Origin of the sequence: Pseudogemmobacter blasticus, assembly GCF_003071405.1 — a bacterium.
GTDB lineage: Bacteria > Pseudomonadota > Alphaproteobacteria > Rhodobacterales > Rhodobacteraceae > Pseudogemmobacter > Pseudogemmobacter blasticus.
In genome coordinates this window covers 3439646-3462002 of sequence record NZ_CP020470.1, presented here as the reverse complement: position 1 = coordinate 3462002, position 22357 = coordinate 3439646, and the positions used below count along the sequence as shown (strand labels likewise).

Below are 22357 nucleotides of genomic sequence, written 5' to 3'. Positions count from 1 at the left end.
TGATCTATATCAATTTCATTGCCTGTCGCCCGCACCGCAGCTAGAACAGGGCCAAGGGAACCGGGCCGTGGAACCAACCAACGGCCGGAACGGGATTACGCAACGGAGGACCCGATGGCCGACGCCGCCATGCATGGGCATGATCATCACAAGCGCAGCTTCTTTGTGCGCTGGTTCATGTCGACGAACCACAAGGACATTGGTGTCCTCTATCTTTTCACCGCCGGTCTGGTGGGGCTGATCTCGGTCGCCTTCACCGTCTACATGCGTATGGAACTGATGCACCCCGGCGTGCAGTACATGTGCATGGAAGGTACGCGCCTTCTTCCTACCACCGTGGACCAGTGCACGCCCAACGGCCACCTGTGGAACGTGATCGTCACGGCCCACGGCATCCTGATGATGTTCTTCGTGGTGATCCCAGCCCTGTTCGGCGGCTTCGGCAACTACTTCATGCCGCTGATGATCGGGGCGCCGGACATGGCGTTCCCGCGGATGAACAACCTGTCCTACTGGCTGTATGTCGCGGGCACCGCGCTGGCGATCGCTTCGGTGCTGGCGCCGGGCGGCAATGGCCAGGCCGGGTCTGGGGTTGGCTGGGTGCTGTATCCGCCGCTGTCGAATCGCGAAGACGGCTTCTCGCTTGATCTGGCGCTGTTCGCGGTTCACCTGTCGGGCGCGTCGTCGATCCTGGGTGCGATCAACATCATCACCACCTTCCTGAACATGCGTGCCCCCGGCATGACCATGCACAAGGTGCCGCTGTTCCCCTGGTCGATCTTCGTCACCGCCTGGCTGATCCTGCTGTCGCTGCCCGTGCTGGCCGGCGCGATCACCATGCTGATCACCGACCGCAACTTCGACACAGCCTTCTTCAAGCCCGAGTTCGGCGGCGACCCGATCCTGTACCAGCACATCCTGTGGTTCTTCGGCCACCCGGAAGTGTACATCATCGTCATCCCCGCCTTCGGCATCATCAGCCATGTCATCGCGACCTTCGCGAAGAAGCCGATCTTCGGCTATCTGCCGATGGTCTATGCCATGGTCGGGATCGGTGTTCTGGGCTTCGTGGTCTGGGCGCACCACATGTACACCGTGGGCATGTCGCTGACCCAGCAGTCCTACTTCATGCTGGCGACCATGGTCATCGCGGTGCCCACCGGCATCAAGGTCTTCTCGTGGATCGCAACGATGTGGGGCGGTTCGGTCGAGTTCAAGACGCCGATGCTGTTCGCCTTCGGCTTCCTGTTCCTGTTCACCGTGGGCGGCGTGACCGGCATCGTGCTGAGCCAGGCCCCCGTGGACCGGGTGTATCACGACACCTATTACGTCGTGGCCCACTTCCACTATGTGATGAGCCTTGGCGCGGTCTATGGCATCTTTGCGGGCATCTACTACTGGATCGGCAAGATGTCGGGCCGCCAGTACCCGGAATGGGCGGGCAAGCTGCACTTCTTCCTGATGTTCATCGGGTCGAACCTGACGTTCTTCCCGCAGCACTTCCTGGGCCGTCAGGGGATGCCGCGCCGCTACATCGACTATCCCGAGGCCTTTGCCTACTGGAACTATGTGTCGTCGATCGGCGCGATGATCTCGTTCGCTTCGTTCCTGCTGTTCCTGGGCATCGTGTTCTACACGCTGTTCGCCGGCAAGCGCGTGACCCAGAACAACTACTGGAACGAATACGCCGACAGCCTGGAATGGACCCTGCCCTCTCCGCCGCCGGAGCATACCTTCGAGCAACTGCCGAAGCGTGAGGACTGGGACCGTTCCCCCGCGCACTGAGCGCCCTCAGACACGCGGGCAAGGCCCCGGGGGAAACCCCGGGGCCTTTTGCTTTGGGTAAGCCCGCCCTGAACCAACGGTGCCGCCTGACCATGCCCTATGAATGGCATCCGCCCGCCGAGGAAACCCAGCGCCTGCACCTGTGGCCGCATCGGTCACTTGGGCAGCGCGGATTCGTCTGGTTCATCGGGCTGACCGCGATACTGATCGCCGTGCCGCTGGCGGCGGTGATCGGCAGCCCGGTCCTTTGGGCGCTGCTGCCGTTTCTGGGGGGTGCGCTTTGGGCGATCTGGGCCGCGCTGCGCAAGAACGGCCGCGACCGTGACATTCTTGAAGTGCTGACGCTGGCCCCCGAACAGATCAGCCTGTCGCGCCACGGGCCGCATGGCCGCCGCCAGGACTGGCAGGCGAACCCGCATTGGGTGCGGGTTGACCTGCACCCGACCGGCGGCCCGGTGCCGCAGTATCTGACGCTGCGGGGCGCGAATCGCGACGTGGAGCTGGGCGCCTTCCTGACCGAAGGCGAGCGCGCCGCGCTGGCGGGCGAGTTGCGGGCCCGGCTGGCGGCCCTGCGTTAGCCCGCCGCGCCGCGCGGGCCGAACAGGATGATCGCCGCCCCCAGCAGGCAAACCGCGCCGCCGATCAGATCCCAGCGGTCAGGCAAGCGCCCTTCGACCAGCCAGAGCCACAGGATCGAGGCCGCGACATAGACGCCGCCATAGGCGGCATAGGCGCGCCCGGCGGCATCGGCCGGCGCCTGTGTCAGAACCAGAGCGAAGGCAAGCAGAAGCAACACGCCCGGCACGGCCCAAAGCAGCGATGCGCCCAGCCGCACCACGGCCCAGAGCGCGAAACAGCCGCCGATCTCGGCCAGCGCGGCAAGGGGAAAAAGGACCCAGGTCATGGGCCTGCCCCCGCCCTGACGGCGGCGATACGCGCCTTAGCCAAACCGCGCCTTGACCAGCGCGCCGACGGCGCCGAAATCCATCTGGCCGGAGTGTTTTGCCTTGAGCAGCGCCATCACCTTGCCGACATCGCGGATGCTGGCGGCGCCGGTCTCGGCCATGGCGGCCTCGATCGCGACGGACACTTCCTCGGGCGACATCTGGCGCGGCAGGTATTCCTGGATGACGACGATTTCCGCCAGTTCCTTCTCGGCCAGTTCCAGCCGCCCGCCCTCTTCATAGGCGCGGGCCGATTCCTGGCGCTGCTTCACCATCTTGCCCATCAGGGCGACGATCTCGGCATCGGAGACCATGCCCTCGCCGCCTTCGCCGCGGCTGGCGATGTCACGGTCCTTGATCGCCGCATTGATCAGCCGCAGCGTGGACAGGCGGTCGGCCTCTCGCTGCTTCATCGCGTCCTTCAACGCCGTCTGAAGACGGTCCCGCAAAGACATCTGGCTGCATCCCTTTTGTTGACTGGCCGACAGATTACCGGATGCGCGCGTCCGGCGCAACACGGCGACCCAGAACCAAGCTGTTGTTCTGAAAAGGAAATCCTTTTCCGGCAAAGGGTTGACCCCGCCCCGCCCCCCCTTTAGGTTCGCGCCAATTCGCCACATTCCGGAGACTCAGCCCATGCCTGCGCCGCAGAATGCCACCGCCTGCCTTGCGCTTGCCGACGGCACGCTTTTCTACGGGCAGGGTTTCGGCGCCGTGGGCGAGACGGTGGCCGAGCTGGTCTTCAACACGGCGATGACCGGATATCAGGAAATCATGACGGACCCGTCCTATGCGGGGCAGGTCGTGACCTTCACCTTCCCGCATATCGGCAATACCGGCGTGACGCCCGAAGATGACGAGACCGCCGCCCCTGCCGCGGCCGGGCTGGTGGTGAAATGGGACCCGACCGAACCGTCGAACTGGCGTTCCACGGGCGAGCTGACCGCCTGGCTGACGAAGGTTGGCCGCATCGGCATTGGTGGCGTGGACACCCGCCGCCTGACCCGCGCCATCCGGCAGCAGGGCGCCCCGCATGTGGCGCTGGCACATGATCCGGCGGGCAAGTTCGACATCGAGAAGCTGGTAGCCAAGGCGCGGGCCTGGAAAGGGCTGGTTGGCCTGGATCTGGCCAAGGATGTAACCTGCGCCCAGTCCTACACCTGGGATGAACAACGCTGGGCATGGCCCGAAGGCTATACCCGCCGCAGCGGGCCGGGGTTCAAGGTGGTTGCCGTGGATTACGGTGCCAAGCGCAACATCCTGCGCTGCCTGGCCAGCGCGGGCTGCGATGTGACCGTGCTGCCCGCCACCGCCACCGCTGACGAGGTGCTGGCGCACAAGCCGGACGGCGTGTTCCTGTCGAACGGCCCCGGCGACCCGGCGGCGACGGGTGAATATGCGGTGCCGATGATCCAGGGCGTGCTGAAGGCCGACCTGCCGCTGTTCGGCATCTGCCTGGGCCACCAGATGCTGGCGCTGGCGCTTGGCGCCAAGACCCGCAAGATGAACCACGGCCACCATGGCGCGAACCATCCGGTGAAGGATCTGACCACGGGCAAGGTGGAAATCACCTCGATGAACCACGGCTTCACCGTGGATGCCGACACCCTGCCCAAGGGCGTGATGGAAACCCATGTCAGCCTGTTCGACGGCACCAATTGCGGCATTGCCATGACCGACCGCCCGGTGTTCAGCGTGCAGTATCACCCCGAGGCCAGCCCCGGCCCGCAGGACAGCTATTACCTGTTCGAACGCTTTGCCGCCGCCATGCAGGCCCGCCGCGCCGCCTGAGCGCGGCAACAGGCGGCCGGGCGGCTGTTAATCTGTTGTTAACCAAGCGTTAACGATGCCTCGCGATGCTGCGCCGTCCGGTCAAGACGGTGCGTTGCGGTGCATGTTCCCGATCCCTTGCAACAGGCCCCTCCGTCCGCCGAAAACAAGGCGGCGGCCCTGCCCCTGCGGCTGGTGCGCCGGGGCCTGCTGGCGCCAGCGGACCTTGCCTCCGGGGCCGATGTCCGCGTGGCGGAAGACCGGCTGCTGGACGCCGCCGCCCGGCATTTCGGCACGACGCGGGTCAATCCCTGCGCCCCGCTGCCCGACCCGGCCCTGATCGACCGGCTGGGGGTGCAGCTTTGCCTGCGCCACGGCCTGCTGCCCTGGCGGCGCGCGGGGGCGGCGATCGTGGTCGTCACCTCGCGCCCCGACGCATTCACCCGGCTGCGCCCGCTGCTGGAGCGGCGGCTTGGCCCGGTGCTGATGGCGCTGGCGCCCGTTGCGCAGATCGAGGCGGCGCTGCACGCCCGCCGCGGCGCGAGGCTGGCGCAGATTGCCGAAACCCGCGTTGACGCCGCCGAAAGCTGCCGCACCTGGGGCAACGGTCTGGCGATGCCCTGGCTGGCGGCCGGCCTGGGCCTGATGCTGGCGGTTCTGTGGGCCGCGCCGCTGGTGCTGCTGCAAGGGCTGCTTGCGGTGGCGGTGGGGGCGCTGATCCTGTCCACCGCGCTGAAACTGGCCGCCGCCGTGGCCGCGCTGCGCGCCCCGCCGCCCGAACCCGCCGCCGCCACGCCGCTGCGTCTGCCCACCGTCTCGATCATCGTGGCGCTGTATCGCGAGGCGGACATTGCCCCGCGCCTTGTCCGCCGCCTGTCGCGGCTGGAGTATCCGCGCGACAGGCTGGATGTGCTGCTGGCGGTCGAGGCAGACGATACCCTGACCCGCGACGCGCTGGCCGCGGCCGACCTGCCACCGTGGATGCGCGTCATCGTGATGCCCGACGGGCAGGTCCGTACCAAGCCGCGCGCACTGAACATCGCGCTGGATCATTGCCGGGGCAGCCTGATCGGCATCTATGACGCCGAAGATGCCCCCGACCCCGACCAGATCCGCAAGGTGGTGGAGCGGTTCCACAGCCGTGGCCCCGAGGTGGCCTGCCTGCAGGGGATGCTGGATTACTACAACCCGCACACCAACTGGATGTCGCGCTGCTTTACCATCGAATATGCAGGCTGGTTCCGGCTGATGCTGCCCGGCATCGCCCGCATGGGCCTTGTGGTGCCGCTGGGGGGAACGACGCTGTTCTTCCGCCGGCAGGTTCTGGAAGACCTTGGCGGCTGGGACGCCCATAACGTGACCGAGGACGCCGATCTGGGCATCCGTCTGGCCCGGCACGGCTATCGGACCGAGGTGATCGAGACCGTCACCGGGGAAGAGGCGAATTGCCGGGTTCTGCCCTGGGTCCGGCAGCGGTCGCGCTGGATCAAGGGCTATATGGTGACTTGGGCCGTGCATATGCGGGCGCCGCGTCTGTTGTGGCGGCAGATCGGGCCGCGCCGGTTCTTCGGATTCCAGGTGATGTTCCTGGGCAGTATCCTGCAATCGCTGCTGGCGCCGCTGCTGTGGTCGTTCTGGATCATGGCGCTTGGGCTGCCGCATCCGCTGGCGGCGGCGCTGTCGCCCGCCACGCTGGGCGCGCTGGTCACGCTGTTTCTGCTGGCCGAGGCGGTGAACATCAGCCTTGGCATCATCGCGCTGCGCCGCAGCGGGCACCGGCTTTCTCCGCTTTGGGCCTTCACGCTGCAGGCCTATTTTCCGCTGGCGGCCTTTGCCGCCTACAAGGGGCTTTGGGAAACCCTGCGCCGCCCCTTCTACTGGGACAAGACGCATCACGGCCTTTACGACAGCGGCGCCGATCCGGCGGAATAAGCCGCGGTCAGCGCAGCCGCAGTTCGCCCGCCTCGACCCGAAGGCGGGTTTCGAAGGCGCGGCTGATATGGGTCTTCAGCGCCTGATAGGCCGCTTCACCATCCCCCGCCGCGATGGCCGCAACGATTTCCTCATGCTCATGCAGCGCCACCTCATCGCGCCCTTCGGCCGCGAAGGAGGTGGTCGCCATCAGCGCCATCGACCGATGCACAAGATCCAGTTGCTGCACCAGAAACCTATTGTGGCTGGCCAGATGAATGAGCTTGTGGAACCGCTTGTTCGCGCGGCTGAGTTCGCGCGGATCGCCACCCACCAGCGCGCGGTCATCGGCGGCCATGCTTTGCAGCACGCGGATCTCTTCCTCGGTCGCGTGGCGGGCCGCAAGCCGCGCGGCAAGCCCCTCAAGCTCGGTCCGCACGGCATAGAGTTCGGCCAACTGGTTGTGGTCCAGCGTGGCCACGATCAGGCTGCGGCCGTCGCGCGTCAGCATCGCCTGCGTTTCCAGCCGTTGCAGCGCCTCGCGCACGGGGGTGCGGCTGACGCCCAGCCGTTCGGCCAGTTCGCTTTCGACCAGCCGGTCGCCCGGCTTGTAAGTTCCGGCCTCGATCGCCTCAAGGATCAGCGTATAGGCGTCTTTCTGCACGGCTTTCCGGCCCTCTGCTGCATTGCATCCCGCACCCTAGACCCCGGGCCGGGGCCAATCAACCCTTCCCAAAGCCGCAGCACCGGCCTAGAACGCCGCCATGCCCCAAACAGATTTTTCCCATGTCGACACCTGGGTGTTCGACCTCGACAACACCCTGTATCCGCCGCAGATGCGGCTGTTCGACCAGATCGAGCAGCGGATGACGGATTGGGTGATGACCCGCCTGAATGTCAGCCGGGACCGGGCCGACCATCTGCGCCAGCATTACTGGGCGCTTTACGGCACCACGCTGGCGGGGCTGATGCATGAACATGCCATCGAACCGGGCGAGTATCTGGCCGATGTGCATGACATCGACTTTTCGCCGCTGACGCCCGACCCGGTCCTTGCCGCCGCGATTGCCGCCCTGCCCGGCCGGCGCATCGTCTTTACCAATGCCGATACGCCCTATGCCCACAAGGTTCTGGCAGCGCGCGGGCTGGATGGCGGGCTGTTCCACGCTGTCTATGGCGTTGAACATGCGGGCTATCACCCCAAGCCCCGGCGCGAGGCGTTCGAGACGGTGTTTGCCCGCGACGCGCTGGCGCCGACCCGGACCGCCATGTTCGAGGACGACCCGCGCAATCTGGCCGTGCCGCATGACATGGGCCTGCGCACGGTGCATGTGGCCCCGGAGGCCGCACCCGCGCCGCATATCCAGCACCATACCGCCGACCTGACCGCCTTCCTGCGCCGCCTGACCCGCTGAAACGGCAGGCAGATGCAGGACGGGCCATGCGGCGACGCGACGTTGCCGCAGGATTCTGCCGCACTGCGGCAAAACGTCACTTTTCGTGGCGGCCAAATTGGATATCTGGGATTCATCAAAGAGAGGATTCCCGATGACCCTTGCCGCCGACCTTGACCTGCCCCGCGCCGCCCTGTCCGCCCCCGCCCTGTCCGCCCATGGGGCCTCGAAGCACAGCGAGACCGATGCGGCGGCGGAAACCGTGCTTTGGGCGGTTCCGATCGTGCTGCTTGCGCTGGTGCTGGCGGTGCAGACCTGGGGCCTTGTCGCGCTGACGCTGACGGCGGTGACGCTGGTTCCGGTGATCTTCGTCCTGCTGATCTGGATCACCCTGCCCTGACGGCGCCGGGCGCGCCGCCTGCCGCCGAACTGCGCACTGGCGCCTGCGCCCCCCAGCCCCTAGTTTGGATGCGGAGGCCCACATGACCCGCGAATCCACCGACATCCTGATTTCCGGCGGCGGCCCCGCCGGACTTGCCGCCGCCGCCGCCTTCGGATCGGCCGGTTTCTCGGTCATCTGTGTTGACCCGACCCCGCCGGTGACCGATGGCGATGCCGAAGGCGCCGATCTGCGGACCACGGCCTTCCTGCACCCGTCCCGCGCCGTGTTGCAGGCCGCCGGCCTGTGGGACCGGCTGGAACCCCATGCGGCCGCGTTGCAGGTGATGCGGATCGTCGATGCGGGCGGGCCGGTGGCGGAACCGCGCATCGTCAAGGATTTTGACGCCGCCGACATTTCCGACGAACCCTTCGGCTGGAACTTTCCCAACTGGCTGCTGCGCCGCGAGATGGTGGCCCGGCTGGCGGACCTGCCGACCGTCTCGTTCCGGCCCGGCATCGCCACCACCGCGCTGTTCACCCGCGAGGCCGAGGCGCGCGTCACCCTGTCGGACGGCGCCATTGTCACCGCCCGGCTGGTGGTGGCCGCCGATGGCCGCAATTCCACCATCCGGCAGGTGCTGGACATCGGGGTTCATACCCTGCGCTATGGCCAGAAGGCGCTGGCCTTCGCGGTGACGCATCCGATTCCGCATCACAACATCTCGACCGAGATCCACCGTTCGGGCGGGCCGTTCACGCTGGTCCCGCTGCCGGACCGCAATGGCCAGCCGGCCTCGGCCATTGTCTGGATGGAGACCGGGCCGGAAGTGGCCCGTCTGGCCGCCCTGCCCGAGCGCGACTTCGAGGCCGAGATGAATATGCGGTCTTGCCAGATCCTTGGGCCGCTGAAGCTGGCGACCCGGCGGTCGGTCTGGCCGATCATCAGCCAGGTCGCCGACCGCATGACCGGCGAGCGCACGGCGCTGATGGCCGAGGCGGCGCATGTGGTGCCGCCGATCGGGGCGCAGGGGCTGAACATGTCGCTGGCCGATCTGCGGGTGCTGCTGGAGCTGGCCGAAGCCGACCGCGCCGGTCTGGGCGGGGCGAAGATGCTGGAGACCTACCAGCGGCGGCGGCATCTTGAGGTGAAGGCGCGGGTTGCCGGGATTGACGCGCTGAACCGCGCCTCGATGATGGGGGGCCAGACCTTCCGCGACCTGCGGGCGGCGGCGCTGGACACGCTGTATTCGGTGGCCCCGCTGCGCCGGACCATGATGCGCGCCGGGCTGGGCGTGCGCTGAAACCGGCATCACGAGACCGCGTCTTTTCCCCGGCCCGCCCGCGGGGTAATGTGGGGACTTGCCCGTCCATGACCCTTGCAGGTTCTTCATGCCATATCGCCTTGCCCCGCTGTTCGCCCTTGTCCTTGCCGATCCGGCGCTGGCGCAGAACGCCGACCAGATCCTGACCGTGAACGGCCACAGCATCACGGTCAGCGATGATGGCGAAGGCACCGACACGCTGACCGTGGATGACAAGGTCGTGCATACCGATGGCGACATCTTTCTGGATTCCCCCGAAAAGGTGGGCGGCGAGACGGTGATCTCGGGCGTGTCCGGCCCCGGCGGCAATGCCTGCAACGCCGCGCCCTTCGTGCTGGTCCTGCCGCAGGGCGGCCCTGCCCGGCTGGACGGCCCGGTGGAAACCTGCAACGGGCTGACGCTTGAGGTGCGGCCCGAGGCGCTGATCTGGACCGGCGAAGCCACGCCGTCCCTGCCCGGCGAAGTGTGGAGCTGGACGCCCGAACACGGCTTCGTTGCCGGCAAGCCCGAAAGTTTCGCCAGCACCGCGACGCTGGACTGGGACGCCCTGCCGACACTGGCCGAGAAGCACCCGGTCGAGGCGCTGAAGATCAGGCCGGTCGAGCAGGAGCTGAAATCCGCCCTGGGGGCAAGCTGGCCGCAGTTCGCCGAGCGGATCAGCGAGCTGGGGTCGGGCGGGCTGGTCGATGGCAACTATCTGGGCGAGGCCTGCCTGAAGTTCACCTGCGACGAAGACTATGCCGGGCTTTACCTTGACGCGGCCAAGCGCAAGGTGTTCGCCTTCTGGCATGTGGGGGATGCCAAGGCGCCGATGGTCTATCCCGATGACCTGTCGCTGTGGCCCGAACCCGCGCTTGCGGCGCTGAAGGCCCATACCGGCGGCTGACGCCCCGAGACGGGGCGCGGTCCGTCGTCGCGGACCCTAGGTCATGCTTGCGCGAGGCCGCGCCCCGGTTCAGCCTGTGGCCCATGGACAGCGAACATCACGCCCCCACCATTGCCGCCCTGCGCGCCGCCCTGGCGCTGCAACCCGCCGGGCTGACCCGCTCGGACCGGCTGGCCGCGCTGGAGCGGCTGCGCCGCGAAATCCGCGCCCGCGAGGCAGCGGTGAAATCCGCCCTGCTGGCCGATTTCGGCAAGGGCCCGGTCGAGGTGCAACTGACCGAACTGCTGCCGGTCTATCAGGAACTGCGCAGCGCCCGCCGTCGGCTTGGCCGCTGGATGCGCGGCCGCCGTCTGGGCGCGGGGCTGACCATGGCCGGCACCTTTACCCGCGTCATCCCCGAACCCAAGGGGCTGTGCCTGATCTTCGGCCCGTCGAACTATCCCTTCATGCTGACGCTGGGGCCCCTGGTTTCGGCCATTGCGGCGGGCAACCGGGTGGTGGTGAAACCCTCGGAACTGATGCCCCGCACCGCCGCCCTGCTGGCCGAGATCATCGCGGCGACCTTCCCCGAAGATCATGTCGCCGTGGCGCAAGGCGGGCCCGAAGTGGCCGAGGCGCTGCTGGCGCAACCCTTCGACCATATCTTCTTTACCGGATCGACCGCCGTCGGGCGCAAGGTCATGGCGGCTGCCGCGCCGCATCTGGCCAGCGTGACGCTGGAACTGGGCGGCAAGAGCCCGGTCATCGTCGGCCCCGGCGCCGACATTGCGCGCGCCGCGCGGATGCTGGCCTGGGGCAAGCTGTCGAATGGCGGGCAGGCCTGCGTGTCGCCCGACCATCTGTATCTGCACCGCAGCATCGCCCAACCCTTCCTGGCCGCGCTGGAGGGTGAGCTGGCGCGCATGGCGCCCGACATGACCGGCCCGATCACGCCCCGCCACGGGCCGCGGATGCAGGCCTTGCTGGACGATGCCGCCGCCAAGGGGGCCACCCTGCGCCCGGTGGGCCAGCCGCCCGCCGGCTGCACGGTGCCGACGCTGATCCTGAACGCGACGCCCGAAATGGCCGCGATGCGCGAAGAGATCTTCGGCCCGCTCTTGCCGGTGATCGAGTATGACGACCTTGGCCCGGTGCTGGCGGCGATCAATGCCGGGGAAAAGCCGCTGACGCTGTATGTCTTCGACAGCGACGCCGCCCGGATCGAGCGTATCCGCGCGGAAACCCGCTCCGGCTCGGTCGCGGTGAACCTGACGATGGCGCATTTCGCCCACCCGACCATGCCCTTTGGCGGCATCGGGGCCAGCGGTCAGGGCGCGGCGCATGGGGAAGCGGGGTTCCTGGCCTTCAGCCATGAAAAGCCGGTGGTGGTGAACCGCTTCTCGGTGCTGCCGCTGCTGTTCCCGCCGGTGACCGGCCGGGTGCGGCGGCTGGTGTCGCTGCTGCTGGCGCTGCTGCGCTGAGTGGCGCTGCCGGGGGTTTCACACCCCCGGACCCCCGTGGGGTATTTGACCCAAGAGGAAGCGGCAAAGGGAAAGGCCGGAAGGTTTCCCCTCCGGCCCTTTGTTTGCGGATCTGGCCGCGCTTAGTTGCGCGAGCGGTCCACCATCTTGCCCTTGGAAATCCAGGGCATCATGGCGCGCAGCTTTTCACCGACCTTCTCGATCTGGTGTTCGTCATTGATGCGGCGGGTCGCCTTGAAGAAGGGCTGGCCGACGGCGTTTTCCTGCATGAAGTCACGGACGAACTTGCCGGTCTGGATGTCGGTCAGAACCGCCTTCATCCGGGCCTTGGTTTCGTCATAGGGCAGGATGCGCGGGCCGCTGACGTACTCGCCATATTCGGCGGTGTTCGAGATCGAGTAGTTCATGTTCGCGATGCCGCCTTCGTAGATCAGGTCCACGATCAGCTTCACTTCATGGAGGCACTCGAAATAGGCCATTTCGGGTTCGTAGCCGGCTTCCACCAGGGTTTCGAAGCCCATGCGGATGAGTTCCACGAGACCGCCGCAGAGAACCGCCTGTTCGCCGAACAGGTCGGTTTCACATTCCTGGCGGAAGTTGGTCTCGATGATGCCCGACCGGCCGCCGCCGATGCCCGAGCAGTAGGACAGCGCCAGTTCCATCGCCTTGCCGCTGGCATCCTGATGGACGGCCACCAGGCAGGGCACGCCGCCGCCCTTGACGTATTCGCCGCGCACGGTGTGGCCGGGGCCCTTCGGCGCCATCATGATGACATCGACGCCCTTCTTCGGCTCGATCAGGCCGAAGTGCACGTTCAGGCCGTGGGCGAAGGCAATCGCCGCACCTTCGCGCAGGTTGTCATGGACGTATTTCTTGTAGGTCTCGGCCTGAAGTTCGTCGGGCATGGTGAACATGATCAGGTCGGCCCATTTGGCGGCCTCGGCGATGCCCATGACCTTGAGGCCTTCGGCTTCGGCCTTCTTGGCCGACGGGCTGCCTTCGCGCAGCGCGATGACCAGGTTCTTGGCGCCGCTGTCGCGCAGGTTCAGCGCATGGGCATGGCCCTGGCTGCCGTAGCCAAGGATGGCGACCTTCTTGTCCTTGATGAGGTTGATGTCGCAATCGCGATCATAATAGACGCGCATCGGGCGCTCCTGCTTGTTGGTTGACTGTCTGGGCGCAGCATAGAGCCGCGGGCGCGGAAATGCCTGCAAATTTCAAAGAAATTCCGCAGTCTTCGCTGTTTTCATGCGTGCCTGGCGTGATTATCCGCGAATTCATGCACGACAGCGGGCACCGCACCCAGCATCCGCGCTTCCTGCCGGGTCAGGTCAGCCCGGGCAAGCTGGTGACCGATGGTGTCGATCTGGGGGAAGATCGCCAGCAGTTCGGCGCGGGCGGCTTCGGGCAGCGCCTGCAGCGCCATCGGGCCGGCGAACAGCGTTTCGGTCGGTGCGCCTTCGGAAAAGACCAGCTCATGATGGTCAAGCATCAGATGCAGATAATCGGCCACGGGCCGCGGGGCGCGCGTGACCTTCACGCCATCCATCAGGAACTTGGCCGCGACCAGCACTTCGGAGCTGCCAAACATCAGTTCGGCCCGGGACGAGCGGACGAGGATGCGGTGATTGGGCGACACATGAAGATCGCGCGTGTTGCCGATGGTGCCGGCGCGGATGCACAGCGGGGCAAGATCGCCGGCGCCATCCACCTGGCTGCGGCCGATCCAGCGCACGGGCTGCGGCCCGTTGTCCAGCGTCAGCACCAGATCGCCCACCCGCAGATCCTCAACCGCGCGCGGACCTTCGGGGGTGTCGATCAGCGTGCCGGCCAGGAAGCAGGGCACGGCTGTCTGTGTGCCGTCCTGCTGGAAGGTCGACTGGCCCTGCCGGTAATAGAGCGTGGCGCCCGCCGGGGGCTGCGGGCCTTCGAAGAACACGCCGACAACCGACGGGGTGTTGTAGCCGGCTGTCACCGTGACCGAAACCATCCGGTATTCCGTGCCGTCGGCCGCGTAGAGCGTGACCTCGGAATGGTTGGAAACGAAGGTCGTGCCCTGCCAGCGGAATTCGGAGCCGTTCGGCACATAGTTTGTGCCGCCGACGGTGATCGGGGCGGCCAGAAGCTGATCACTGACCTGGGTCGCCGAAGGGTTGACGCCATCCAGCGAGGCATTGCTGTCCTGATAGGTCAGCGACACCGTTGTCGTGGGCAGCGTGATCGCCAGATCGGAGGGCGTGTTCCAGGAATAGGCGTTGCCGTTGGTGTAGGGGTTCTGGGCCGGGTTGACGCCGCTGCTGAACCCCTGGCCGTCGGTGCGGACCACCGACAAGGCCGAAGCCGAGAAAAGATGAACGGTTACAACGGCCATTTGCAACTCTTTCTTGCGACAAAGTCCCCATTTTCGCCTGTAACAGCGGGTCTGCCCCCCGTCCAGAGTTTTCACGATCAGACGTGATGACGCAGCATTCACATTGATGTTGAGGAGAATTGTAGTCTATCATTCACTCAACCCAGGGTTTATGAGATACCTATGCTTGACGATACTGACCGCCGATTGATGCGCCATCTGCTGGCCGATCCGGGGCTGGCCACCGCCGCCCTTGCCGAACGCGCCGGCATCACCACCGCGACCTGCTGGCGCCGGCTGGAACGGCTGACCGCGGCCGGCGTCATTCGCGGCCAGCACGCGGTAATCGACTGGCGCGCGCTTGGCTATGCCGTCGAGGTCAGCCTGCGCTTCACGCTGGACAAGACCGATCCGCGCGCCTTTGACGAATTCATCGCCGCGGCCCGGCTGGTGCCCGAAGTGATTGCCATCGAAACCTTCCTTGGCCGGGTGGATGTGCGGCTGAGCGTCATCGCCCGCGACATGGGCCACTGGACCGAGGTCTATCGCCAGCAGATCCTGGCCCTGCCCCATATCGCCGAGGTCGAGGCGCTGATGCTGGTCTCGACCATCAAGAACACCGAAGGGTTGCCGCTGTGATCGACCTTGACGATACCGACCGCACGCTTCTGCGCGCGCTGGCACAGGATGCCACGCTGTCGGCCGGCGAACTGGGCCGTCGCATCGGCCTGTCGCAGCCCGCCGCCTGGCGCCGCATCCGCCGGATGGAGGAGGCCGGCATCCTGACCGGGCGCCGGATCGAGGTGGACCGGCAGGCGCTTGGCTTTGGCGTGACGGTGTTCCTGGGCGTCAGGCTGGCCACCAAGGGCCGCGTCAGCCTGGAGGATTTCGAACGCGCCGCCACCGCCATTCCCGAGGTGCAGGTGGTGCAGCATGTGCTGGGCCTGTTCGATTACCGCCTGCGCGTCGTCGCCCGCGACCTGGCCGATTTCGAACGTGTCCTACGACGCCGCATCATGACGCTGCCCGGTGTCGGCAATGTCGAGGCCAATGTGCTGCTGACCGAAGAACGACGCCCCGGCCCGCTGGGCATGGCGGAAACGGTCGTGAAACCGTGATCGCGGCCCGATACCATGGCCCGCAGACAGGCATCCCGGCAGCAGGACCAAACGAATGAAGATTGCGAAACTTGAAACCTTCGGGAATGAATTTGTCTGTTTCGTGAAGGTCACCGCCGAGACCGGCGATATTGGCTGGGGCCAGACCTCAACCTATATGGCAGACATCACGGCGCAGGTGTTTCACCGCCAGATCGCGCCCCATGCCCTGGGCACCGATGCGCTGGACTTCGAGGATACGCTGCGCCTGATCCAGGAACGGGAACACAAGTTCCCCGGCAGCTATCTGCGCCGCGCCATGACCGGCCTTGATACCGCGCTGTGGGATCTGCGGGGCCGGCTGGAGGGCAAGCCGGTGGTGGAACTGCTGGGCGGCACGCCGGGGCCCCTGCGCGCCTATGCCAGCAGCATGAAGCGCGACATCACCCCCGAGGAGGAGGCCGCCCGCTTCCTACGGCTGCGCGACGATCACGGCTTTACCGCCTTCAAGTGGCGGGTCGGCGCCGAATGCGGCCGCGACCGCGACGAATGGCCGGGGCGGACCGAGGCGGTCATTCCGGTGGTGTCAAAGGCGCTTGGCGACGGCATCGACAAGCTAGTTGACGGCAATTCCTGCTATTCCCCCGCCCGCGCCATTGAAGTGGGCCGGATGCTGGAAGACCACGGCATCGGCCATTTCGAGGAGCCCTGCCCCTATTGGGAGGTGGACCAGACCGCCGAGGTCCGCCGCGCGCTGCGCATCGACGTGGCCGGGGGCGAACAGGATTGCGAGTTCACCGCCTGGCAATTGATGATCGAACACAAGGCCGTGGACATCCTGCAACCCGATGTCATGTACATGGGCGGCATCCACCGCACACTGCAGGTTGCCCGCATGGGCCATGCCGCAGGCCTGCCGATCACCCCCCATGCCGCCAACCTGTCGCTGGTGACGATGTGCACCATGCACCTGCTGAAGGCGCTGCCGAATGCCGGCAAGTACCTGGAACTGTCGATCGAGGGGCTGGATTACTACCCCTGGCAGGACGAGCTGTTCCTGGGCACCCCCTACCGGGTGGACGGCGGCCACGTCACCGTGCCCGACGCCCCCGGCTGGGGGGTGGAGATCAACCCCGCCTGGCTGGACCGCAGCACGCATCGGGTCAGCGAACGGGGGTGAAGGGGGGATGGGGCGTGGCGGACGCCAAGCTGCGGCATCACCGCTGTCTCGACTGGCCGCCCCGGGCCGGGAGCGCGGGTCGGAGGCTGACCAACGCCGTTCCCGCCACCAAAGGTGGCAGGTCGACATGAAGAGATGTCTTTACTGAATTTCAGAATGGTAGCTAATGTCTTGTTGCACCTATGAGACAAGAGCTTTCAGCAGCCGCTTGGGAATTGAACAGGCTTGCGGCACAATTATTCAAGGGTATTAGCGAAAGTGTCAAGAAGAGCGGCATGGGAACGCTATCTATTTTTGAAAATTTGATATGGACTGCAGCCAAGACTGACATCGAAAGGGATGGGTTGAAATGAAATTTCAGATAATTTCCGTCCGAGATCCAGTTTGGTCTAACGCTGAAAATACACAGATAGATTGCGTTATCCGCACTTCAGCATACCCGGATGAGCTTCCCTTTACGGCAAGCCCAAATGATCCTGAGACACATGGTCGGGAGATTTTCAGTAGATGCGTGAGCGGCGAATTTGGTGAAATTCGCCCCTACAGCAGACCTTTGCACAAAGAAAACAGCAACACTTCTAATATGCTTCCTCAATGGACACTTGCTTTGCCACAAGTCTATGGTTTTATAAGAGAGGCAAACATCGAGAATGCCCGCAATTCACCCAGGGCGATCGGACTTGTCTGGGGGGCAATGATCGAAAGCATGTTAAATAGCTTTATTGACAACCAATTAAGCCTGAAGGGACGTAAGACTACAAGTTTAAGATATAGAAATGGCAATAAGTGCGGGTTTACCTTTGAAGGCAGGATAGACGGTGCTCACTCTGAAGGCATGATAGAATCCGATCTCAGAGATCACTTTCATGCAATACGACGCATCAGAAATGCCTGCGCTCATGAATGGCAACTTAGCTATGAAAACCCAAATGTTAAAGAGTTGGCGGCCGACTTCAACATCCTTAAGTCTGCGTATGATCCAAAATTCCAGCTAGACGACTTCGAATCTTTGATAAAAATCATATTTAGTCAGTCATGCTGCCAAATAATGATTTACCTTGCGGAACGCACAGCTTCGCAAAAGGATTCATAAAATACTTCGCAAGCTGAATGGCGTTAGCATTGCAAAAGCTACCTTTGAGACACGACCGAAAGCGCCCGCCCGGGGGGCGGTCGGGCGCTGGCCGGGGCCGCTGCGCGGCTGTTAACCCGGCCGGGGCTTCCGGTCGGGCGTGGGATGGCCTCAGAGCCCTACGAAGCGGGGGCGCCTCAGGCAACATCCATTCGCGACACTCTCCCCCTTGCGTCTGCGGCCGCAGGGCCTAGCTTCACCCCGAACAGGGAGACCCGCCATGCCCGGACTACACGCCCATATCGACCCCGACGGCCTTGAGGAATTCTCGGTCGTATTCACCGACCGCTCGCTGAACCACATGTCCGCCCGCTTCCAGCAGGCCATGCGCGACATCTCGGGGATGCTGCGCGAGGTTTACAACGGCAGCGCCGTGGCGCTGGTGCCGGGGGGCGGCTCTTATGCGATGGAATCGGTCGCCCGCCAGTTCGGGCAGGGTCGCGCGCTGATCGTGCGCAACGGCTGGTTCAGCTATCGCTGGACCCAGATCTTCGAGGCCGGCGGCTTTGCCACCGAAACCCATGTCGCCATGGCCCGCCAGACCGGCAACGAGGCCCGCGCCCCCTATGCGCCGCCGCCCATTGACGAGGTGGTCGCCAAGATCCGCGAAACACGCCCCGATGCGGTGTTCGCCCCGCATGTGGAAACCAGCGCCGGCATCATCCTGCCCGACGACTACATCCGCAAGCTTGCCGCCGCCGCGCATGAGGTGGGGGCGCTGATGGTGCTGGACTGCATCGCCAGCGGCTGCATCTGGGTGGACATGCAGGACACCGGCGTCGATGTGCTGATCAGCGCCCCGCAAAAGGGCTGGAGCGCCTCGCCTTCTGCCGGGATCGTGGTGATGGGGCCGCGGGCCGAGGCGCGGCTGGCCGAGACGACCAGCAACAGCTTCGCGCTGGACCTGAAGAAATGGCGCGCGATCATGGAGGCCTATGAAAAGGGCGGCCATGCCTATCATGCCACCATGCCCACCGATGCGCTGATCGGCTTCCGCGATGCCATGCTGGAAACCCGCGCCATGGGCTTTGCCGAAGCCAAGACGGCGCAATGGGCGCTTGGCCAGGCGGTGCGGGCGATGCTGGCGGAAAAGGGCGTGGCCTCGGTCGCGGCGCCGGGGTTCCAGGCGCCGGGCGTGGTGGTCAGCTATACCGACGACCCCGAGGTGCAGTCGGGCGCGAAGTTCCGCGCGCTTGGCGTGCAGATCGCGGCGGGCGTGCCGCTGCAAGTGGGCGAAGGGGCGGCCTTCCGCACCTTCCGGCTGGGGCTGTTCGGGCTGGACAAGATTGCCGACGTTCCGGCGACCGTGGCCCGGCTGCGCCGCGCGGTGGACGCGGTTCTCTGACGCCGGGGCACAAAAGGAAACGCCCGGCCCGGCCGGGCGTCTAACATTTCGATGTCGTGCGGGCGTTCTCGCGCCCCATCGTCGGGCCGCGTCAGACGGCGGCTTCGACCGCGCCGACGATCTCATCCACCACGGATTCCAGCAGCCGGGGGTCTTCACATTCCGCCATGACGCGGATCAGCGGTTCGGTGCCCGATTTGCGGATCAGGATGCGGCCCTTGCCGGCAATCCGCGCCTCGCCCGCCGCGATCACCGCCTTGACCGAGGCCACCTCAAGCGGTTTCGCCCCGGCGGCAAAGCGGACGTTCTTCAGCATCTGCGGCACGGTGTCGAACTGGCGCACCAATTCGCTGGCCGGCCGGCCGGTGCGGACCATCTCGGCCAGGAACTGCAGGCCGGCCAGCAGGCCATCGCCGGTGGTGGCATAGTCGGTCATCACGATATGGCCCGACTGTTCGCCGCCCAGGTTCCAGCCGCCCTTGCGCATCGCCTCGACGACATAGCGGTCGCCCACGGCGGTGCGTTCCAGCCGCAGGCCGCGCGCATCCAGGAACCGTTCCAGCCCAAGGTTCGACATGACCGTCGCCACCAGCGTGCCGCCCTGCAACCGACCCTCTTCCGCCCAGCGGGCGGCGAAAAGGGCCATGATCTGGTCGCCGTCGGCCACCCGGCCCTGTTCATCCAGGATCATCACCCGGTCGGCATCGCCATCCAGCGAAATGCCCACATGCGCGCCATGGGCCACCACCGCCTCGGCGGCGGTTTCGGGGTGGGTGCTGCCGCAGCGGTCGTTGATATTGGTGCCGTTCGGGCTGACGCCCAGGGCAATGACCTCGGCCCCCAGTTCCCACAGCACCTCGGGGGCAGCCTTGTAGGCCGCGCCATTGGCGCAATCGACCACCACCTTCAGCCCGTCCAGCCGCAGCCCGGCGGGGAAGCTGGTCTTGACGAATTCCTGATACCGCCCGCGCCCGTCCTCGATCCGCTTGGCGCGGCCGATGTTCTCGGCCTGGGCAAGACGCACCTCGCCTTCAAGGATCGCCTCGATCTCGGCCTCGGCCTCATCCGAGAGCTTGAATCCGTCCGGACCAAAGAACTTGATGCCGTTGTCCTGATGCGGGTTGTGGCTGGCCGAAATCATCACGCCCAGATCGGCGCGCATACTGCGGGTCAGGAAGCCCACCGCCGGCGTTGGCACCGGGCCGACCAGAAGAACGTTCATGCCGGTTGAGGTAAGCCCCGCCGTGAGCGCGTTTTCCAGCATGTAGCCCGACAGCCGGGTGTCCTTGCCGATCAGCACCCGATGCGCCGCCGATCCGTCGCGCCGGAAGTAGCGGCCCGCCGCAGCACCCAGCCGCAGCGCCACTTCGGCGGTCATCGGGTGTGTGTTCGCCCGGCCCCGCACCCCGTCGGTTCCGAAAAGCTTGCGTGTCATGTCCTGCTCCCATTGATCGCCTGCCACAGCCGCAGCGCCTGCCGCGTCTCGGCCACGTCATGAACCCTTAGAATCTGTGCGCCCTGCGCCGCGCCCGCCAGCGCCACGGCAACCGAGCCGGGCATCCGTGCCTCGGCCACCTCGGCCCCGCCCAGCGTACCGATGAACCGCTTGCGGCTGGCGCCCAGCAGCACCGGGCAGCCCAGCCCGTGAAACAGCGACAGGCCGCGGATCAGCGCCAGATTATGCGCCAGCGTCTTGCCAAAGCCGATGCCGGGATCGACCGCGATCCGATTGCGCGGGATGCCCTGCCGTTCGGCACGGGCCACGCTTTCGGCAAGCCAGTCATAGACATCCAGAAGCACATCGTCATAGCGCGGGTCGGCCTGCATGGTTTCGGGCGTGCCCAGATGGTGCATCAGCACCACCGGCGCCTGTGTTTCGGCCACCAGCGGGCCAAGCGCCGGATCAAAGGTCAGCGCGGCCACATCGTTCACGATGTCGGCGCCCGCGTGCAACGCCGCCTTGGCCACCGGGGCCTTGCGCGTGTCGATCGAGATTTTCGCCGTTACCCCGCCCGCGCGCAGCGCCGCGATCACCGGCGCGGTGCGGGCGATTTCATCCGGCACGGCCACCGTCTGCGCGCCGGGGCGGGTGCTTTCGCCGCCGATGTCCAGAATCTCGGCCCCCTCGGCCATGGCGCGGGCCTGCGCCAGCGCGGCCTGAGGCGCCAGAAAGCGGCCGCCGTCGGAAAAGCTGTCGGGCGTCACGTTCAGGATGCCCATGATCCGGGGCCGGTCCATCGCCAGACCGGCAAAATCGGCGCGAGGTGCGGCCAGCGCGTCAAGTGCTGTGCCGGCTTCGGCGGCGGGCACCACTTCGGGCGCGCGGCCACGCTCCAGCCGTTCGACCTGCGAAAACCACAGGGGGCCGCCCGCCAGCGGAACAGCGCCCGAGGGGCGGGACAGATCGGTTTGAACCAGGGGGCGCCAATAGATCATGCGGTGGGGTTAAGCCGTTCCCGCCAAGGCTGGCAAGGGGAGAGGTCAGGCCCGCAGCACCGGAACGCGGCTTCCCGCCGGCAATGCAACATCCCCGTGAACCACAAGTTCCGTGGCCGCCATCTGTTCGGCCAGCCACAGCGCAAGGGCGACGGGATCGGTAGCCTTGGGCCCGTCGACCGTATCCAGCACGATCTTGGACGGCGCCCAGACCACGCTGCGGCCGCGTTTTACCGCCCAGTCGATTTCGGTCCGGCTGGCGACAACCACGCAGCGCGGATCGCGGGCGGCCAGCGCCCAGGCGTTCTGTTCGATGGCCAGCAGGTCGATGCGCCGCTGGGTCGGCTTGTGGCCGGTGCGGGGGCGCGGCAGATCGGGCAGGCCGACGCAGAAGATCATGGGCAGGCCGCGCGCGGCCAGCGCGTCGATCCGGGCCGAAAGATCGGGGGCGCCGATCGCGGCATTGTCCAGATAGACCACCAGCGGATGCACCGCCCCCTCTTCGGCGCGCAAGGGCACCTCGGCGCGCGAACGGACGATTTCCACGCCCAGGGCATAGGGGCCGACATCCAGCTTCTCGATCCGCACGAAGGCGCGCATGGCCTGCGGTTCGGACAGGATGCGTTCTGCCACACGTTCTGCCAGCGTTTCCAGCAGGTTAAGCCGTTCCGCCGCCAGTTCGTCGGCAATCACCTCGGTGATGCGATCATAGGACAGGATGCGATCAACATCATCATCCAGCGGCTGCGGCGCGGGCCGCACCTCGACCACGACATTGAAGCGCAGGCGCTGTTTGGTGCCGCGCTCCTTCTGGAAGGCGCCGATCTCGGCCTCGACCACATGGTCGCGCAGGGAAATCCGGTCGCGCGGATCGGCCGGGGCAGTCGCCTCGGCCCGTTCTTCAGGATGGGCAAAGGCAAGGCGCGTGTCGGTGGTCATCGGGCCCCCCAAGGCCGCAGTGGTT

The 22357-nt window shown here is 66.1% G+C and carries 22 protein-coding genes; 14 read left to right on the top strand and 8 right to left on the bottom strand.

What is annotated here, in order from left to right; translation table 11 throughout:
* Window positions 1-114: 114 nt before the first annotated feature.
* Both ctaD and B6K69_RS16840 read left to right on the top strand, forming a co-directional pair.
* A complete protein-coding gene (gene ctaD, locus B6K69_RS16845; RefSeq protein ID WP_108644625.1) occupies window positions 115-1785 on the top strand; it encodes a cytochrome c oxidase subunit I in 1671 nt (556 codons plus the stop codon).
* 92 nt (window positions 1786-1877) lie between these two features.
* Window positions 1878-2363, top strand: coding sequence for a DUF2244 domain-containing protein (locus B6K69_RS16840; protein WP_108644624.1), 486 nt, complete (start codon window positions 1878-1880; stop codon window positions 2361-2363).
* Here B6K69_RS16840 and B6K69_RS16835 read toward each other — a convergent pair.
* On the bottom strand, window positions 2360-2689 hold the full coding sequence (locus B6K69_RS16835) for a YnfA family protein (RefSeq protein WP_108644623.1): 330 nt from the start codon (window positions 2687-2689) through the stop codon (window positions 2360-2362). The genes B6K69_RS16840 and B6K69_RS16835 overlap by 4 nt on opposite strands.
* A 36-nt stretch (window positions 2690-2725) precedes the next feature.
* Complete coding sequence (locus tag B6K69_RS16830; RefSeq protein WP_108644622.1) at window positions 2726-3184, bottom strand: GatB/YqeY domain-containing protein; 459 nt, start codon at window positions 3182-3184, stop codon at window positions 2726-2728.
* 181 nt (window positions 3185-3365) lie between these two features.
* Between B6K69_RS16830 and carA the strand changes: the two genes are divergently transcribed.
* Window positions 3366-4520: a glutamine-hydrolyzing carbamoyl-phosphate synthase small subunit gene (gene carA, locus B6K69_RS16825; protein WP_108644621.1), complete on the top strand. Its 1155-nt coding sequence runs from the start codon at window positions 3366-3368 to the stop codon at window positions 4518-4520.
* A gap of 117 nt (window positions 4521-4637) precedes the next feature.
* Window positions 4638-6431 (top strand): glycosyltransferase, encoded by a 1794-nt coding sequence (locus B6K69_RS16820; RefSeq protein ID WP_108644988.1) that lies wholly within the window; start codon window positions 4638-4640, stop codon window positions 6429-6431.
* Window positions 6432-6438: 7 nt separating this feature from the next.
* Here B6K69_RS16820 and B6K69_RS16815 read toward each other — a convergent pair whose 3' ends face one another.
* Window positions 6439-7074: a GntR family transcriptional regulator gene (locus B6K69_RS16815; protein WP_107672021.1), complete on the bottom strand. Its 636-nt coding sequence runs from the start codon at window positions 7072-7074 to the stop codon at window positions 6439-6441.
* Window positions 7075-7174: 100 nt separating this feature from the next.
* On the opposite strand from B6K69_RS16815, the gene B6K69_RS16810 reads away from it, so the two are divergent.
* The 5 genes from B6K69_RS16810 (at window position 7175) to B6K69_RS16790 (ending at window position 11853) form a co-directional block, all read left to right on the top strand.
* Window positions 7175-7825: a pyrimidine 5'-nucleotidase gene (locus B6K69_RS16810; RefSeq protein ID WP_108644620.1), complete on the top strand. Its 651-nt coding sequence runs from the start codon at window positions 7175-7177 to the stop codon at window positions 7823-7825.
* Between the two features lie 133 nt (window positions 7826-7958).
* On the top strand, window positions 7959-8204 hold the full coding sequence (locus tag B6K69_RS16805; protein WP_108644619.1) for a hypothetical protein: 246 nt from the start codon (window positions 7959-7961) through the stop codon (window positions 8202-8204).
* A gap of 82 nt (window positions 8205-8286) precedes the next feature.
* Window positions 8287-9486 (top strand): UbiH/UbiF family hydroxylase, encoded by a 1200-nt coding sequence (locus tag B6K69_RS16800; protein ID WP_108644618.1) that lies wholly within the window; start codon window positions 8287-8289, stop codon window positions 9484-9486.
* Window positions 9487-9574: 88 nt separating this feature from the next.
* Complete coding sequence (locus B6K69_RS16795; RefSeq protein WP_108644617.1) at window positions 9575-10393, top strand: hypothetical protein; 819 nt, start codon at window positions 9575-9577, stop codon at window positions 10391-10393.
* A gap of 83 nt (window positions 10394-10476) precedes the next feature.
* Window positions 10477-11853: an aldehyde dehydrogenase family protein gene (locus tag B6K69_RS16790; protein WP_108644616.1), complete on the top strand. Its 1377-nt coding sequence runs from the start codon at window positions 10477-10479 to the stop codon at window positions 11851-11853.
* 122 nt (window positions 11854-11975) lie between these two features.
* On the opposite strand, the gene ilvC is transcribed toward B6K69_RS16790, so the two are convergent.
* Together ilvC and B6K69_RS16780 are read right to left on the bottom strand one after the other, a co-directional pair.
* Window positions 11976-12998 carry a ketol-acid reductoisomerase gene (ilvC, locus tag B6K69_RS16785; RefSeq protein ID WP_108644615.1) on the bottom strand — a complete coding sequence of 341 codons (1023 nt, stop codon included), beginning with the start codon at window positions 12996-12998 and terminating at the stop codon, window positions 11976-11978.
* 101 nt (window positions 12999-13099) lie between these two features.
* Complete coding sequence (locus tag B6K69_RS16780) at window positions 13100-14224, bottom strand: Hint domain-containing protein (protein ID WP_108644614.1); 1125 nt, start codon at window positions 14222-14224, stop codon at window positions 13100-13102.
* Window positions 14225-14386: 162 nt separating this feature from the next.
* On the opposite strand from B6K69_RS16780, the gene B6K69_RS16775 reads away from it, so the two are divergent.
* The 5 genes from B6K69_RS16775 to B6K69_RS16755 all read left to right on the top strand — a co-directional run bounded on the left by B6K69_RS16775 (window position 14387) and on the right by B6K69_RS16755 (window position 18957).
* A complete protein-coding gene (locus B6K69_RS16775) occupies window positions 14387-14842 on the top strand; it encodes an Lrp/AsnC family transcriptional regulator (RefSeq protein ID WP_108644613.1) in 456 nt (151 codons plus the stop codon).
* Window positions 14839-15321: an Lrp/AsnC family transcriptional regulator gene (locus B6K69_RS16770; RefSeq protein ID WP_108644612.1), complete on the top strand. Its 483-nt coding sequence runs from the start codon at window positions 14839-14841 to the stop codon at window positions 15319-15321. Before B6K69_RS16775 ends, B6K69_RS16770 begins: the two co-directional genes overlap by 4 nt.
* A 55-nt stretch (window positions 15322-15376) precedes the next feature.
* Window positions 15377-16480, top strand: coding sequence for a mandelate racemase/muconate lactonizing enzyme family protein (locus B6K69_RS16765; RefSeq protein WP_108644611.1), 1104 nt, complete (start codon window positions 15377-15379; stop codon window positions 16478-16480).
* A gap of 349 nt (window positions 16481-16829) precedes the next feature.
* The gene (locus B6K69_RS16760; protein ID WP_108644610.1) at window positions 16830-17573 is read left to right on the top strand and encodes a DUF4145 domain-containing protein; all 744 of its coding nucleotides are present in this window, start codon (window positions 16830-16832) and stop codon (window positions 17571-17573) included.
* Window positions 17574-17832: 259 nt separating this feature from the next.
* A complete protein-coding gene (locus tag B6K69_RS16755) occupies window positions 17833-18957 on the top strand; it encodes an aminotransferase class V-fold PLP-dependent enzyme (protein ID WP_108644609.1) in 1125 nt (374 codons plus the stop codon).
* A gap of 91 nt (window positions 18958-19048) precedes the next feature.
* On the opposite strand, the gene glmM is transcribed toward B6K69_RS16755, so the two are convergent.
* The 3 genes from glmM to B6K69_RS16740 are packed head-to-tail and all read right to left on the bottom strand — an operon-like array spanning window position 19049 to window position 22332.
* On the bottom strand, window positions 19049-20392 hold the full coding sequence (glmM, locus tag B6K69_RS16750) for a phosphoglucosamine mutase (protein WP_108644608.1): 1344 nt from the start codon (window positions 20390-20392) through the stop codon (window positions 19049-19051).
* Window positions 20389-21393, bottom strand: a complete 1005-nt coding sequence (gene folP / locus B6K69_RS16745) for a dihydropteroate synthase (protein ID WP_108644607.1) — start codon at window positions 21391-21393, stop codon at window positions 20389-20391. The genes glmM and folP overlap by 4 nt, the downstream gene beginning before the upstream one ends.
* Before the next feature lie 45 nt (window positions 21394-21438).
* Window positions 21439-22332 (bottom strand): dihydroneopterin aldolase, encoded by an 894-nt coding sequence (locus tag B6K69_RS16740; RefSeq protein ID WP_108644606.1) that lies wholly within the window; start codon window positions 22330-22332, stop codon window positions 21439-21441.
* Between the last annotated feature and the right edge of the window lie 25 nt (window positions 22333-22357).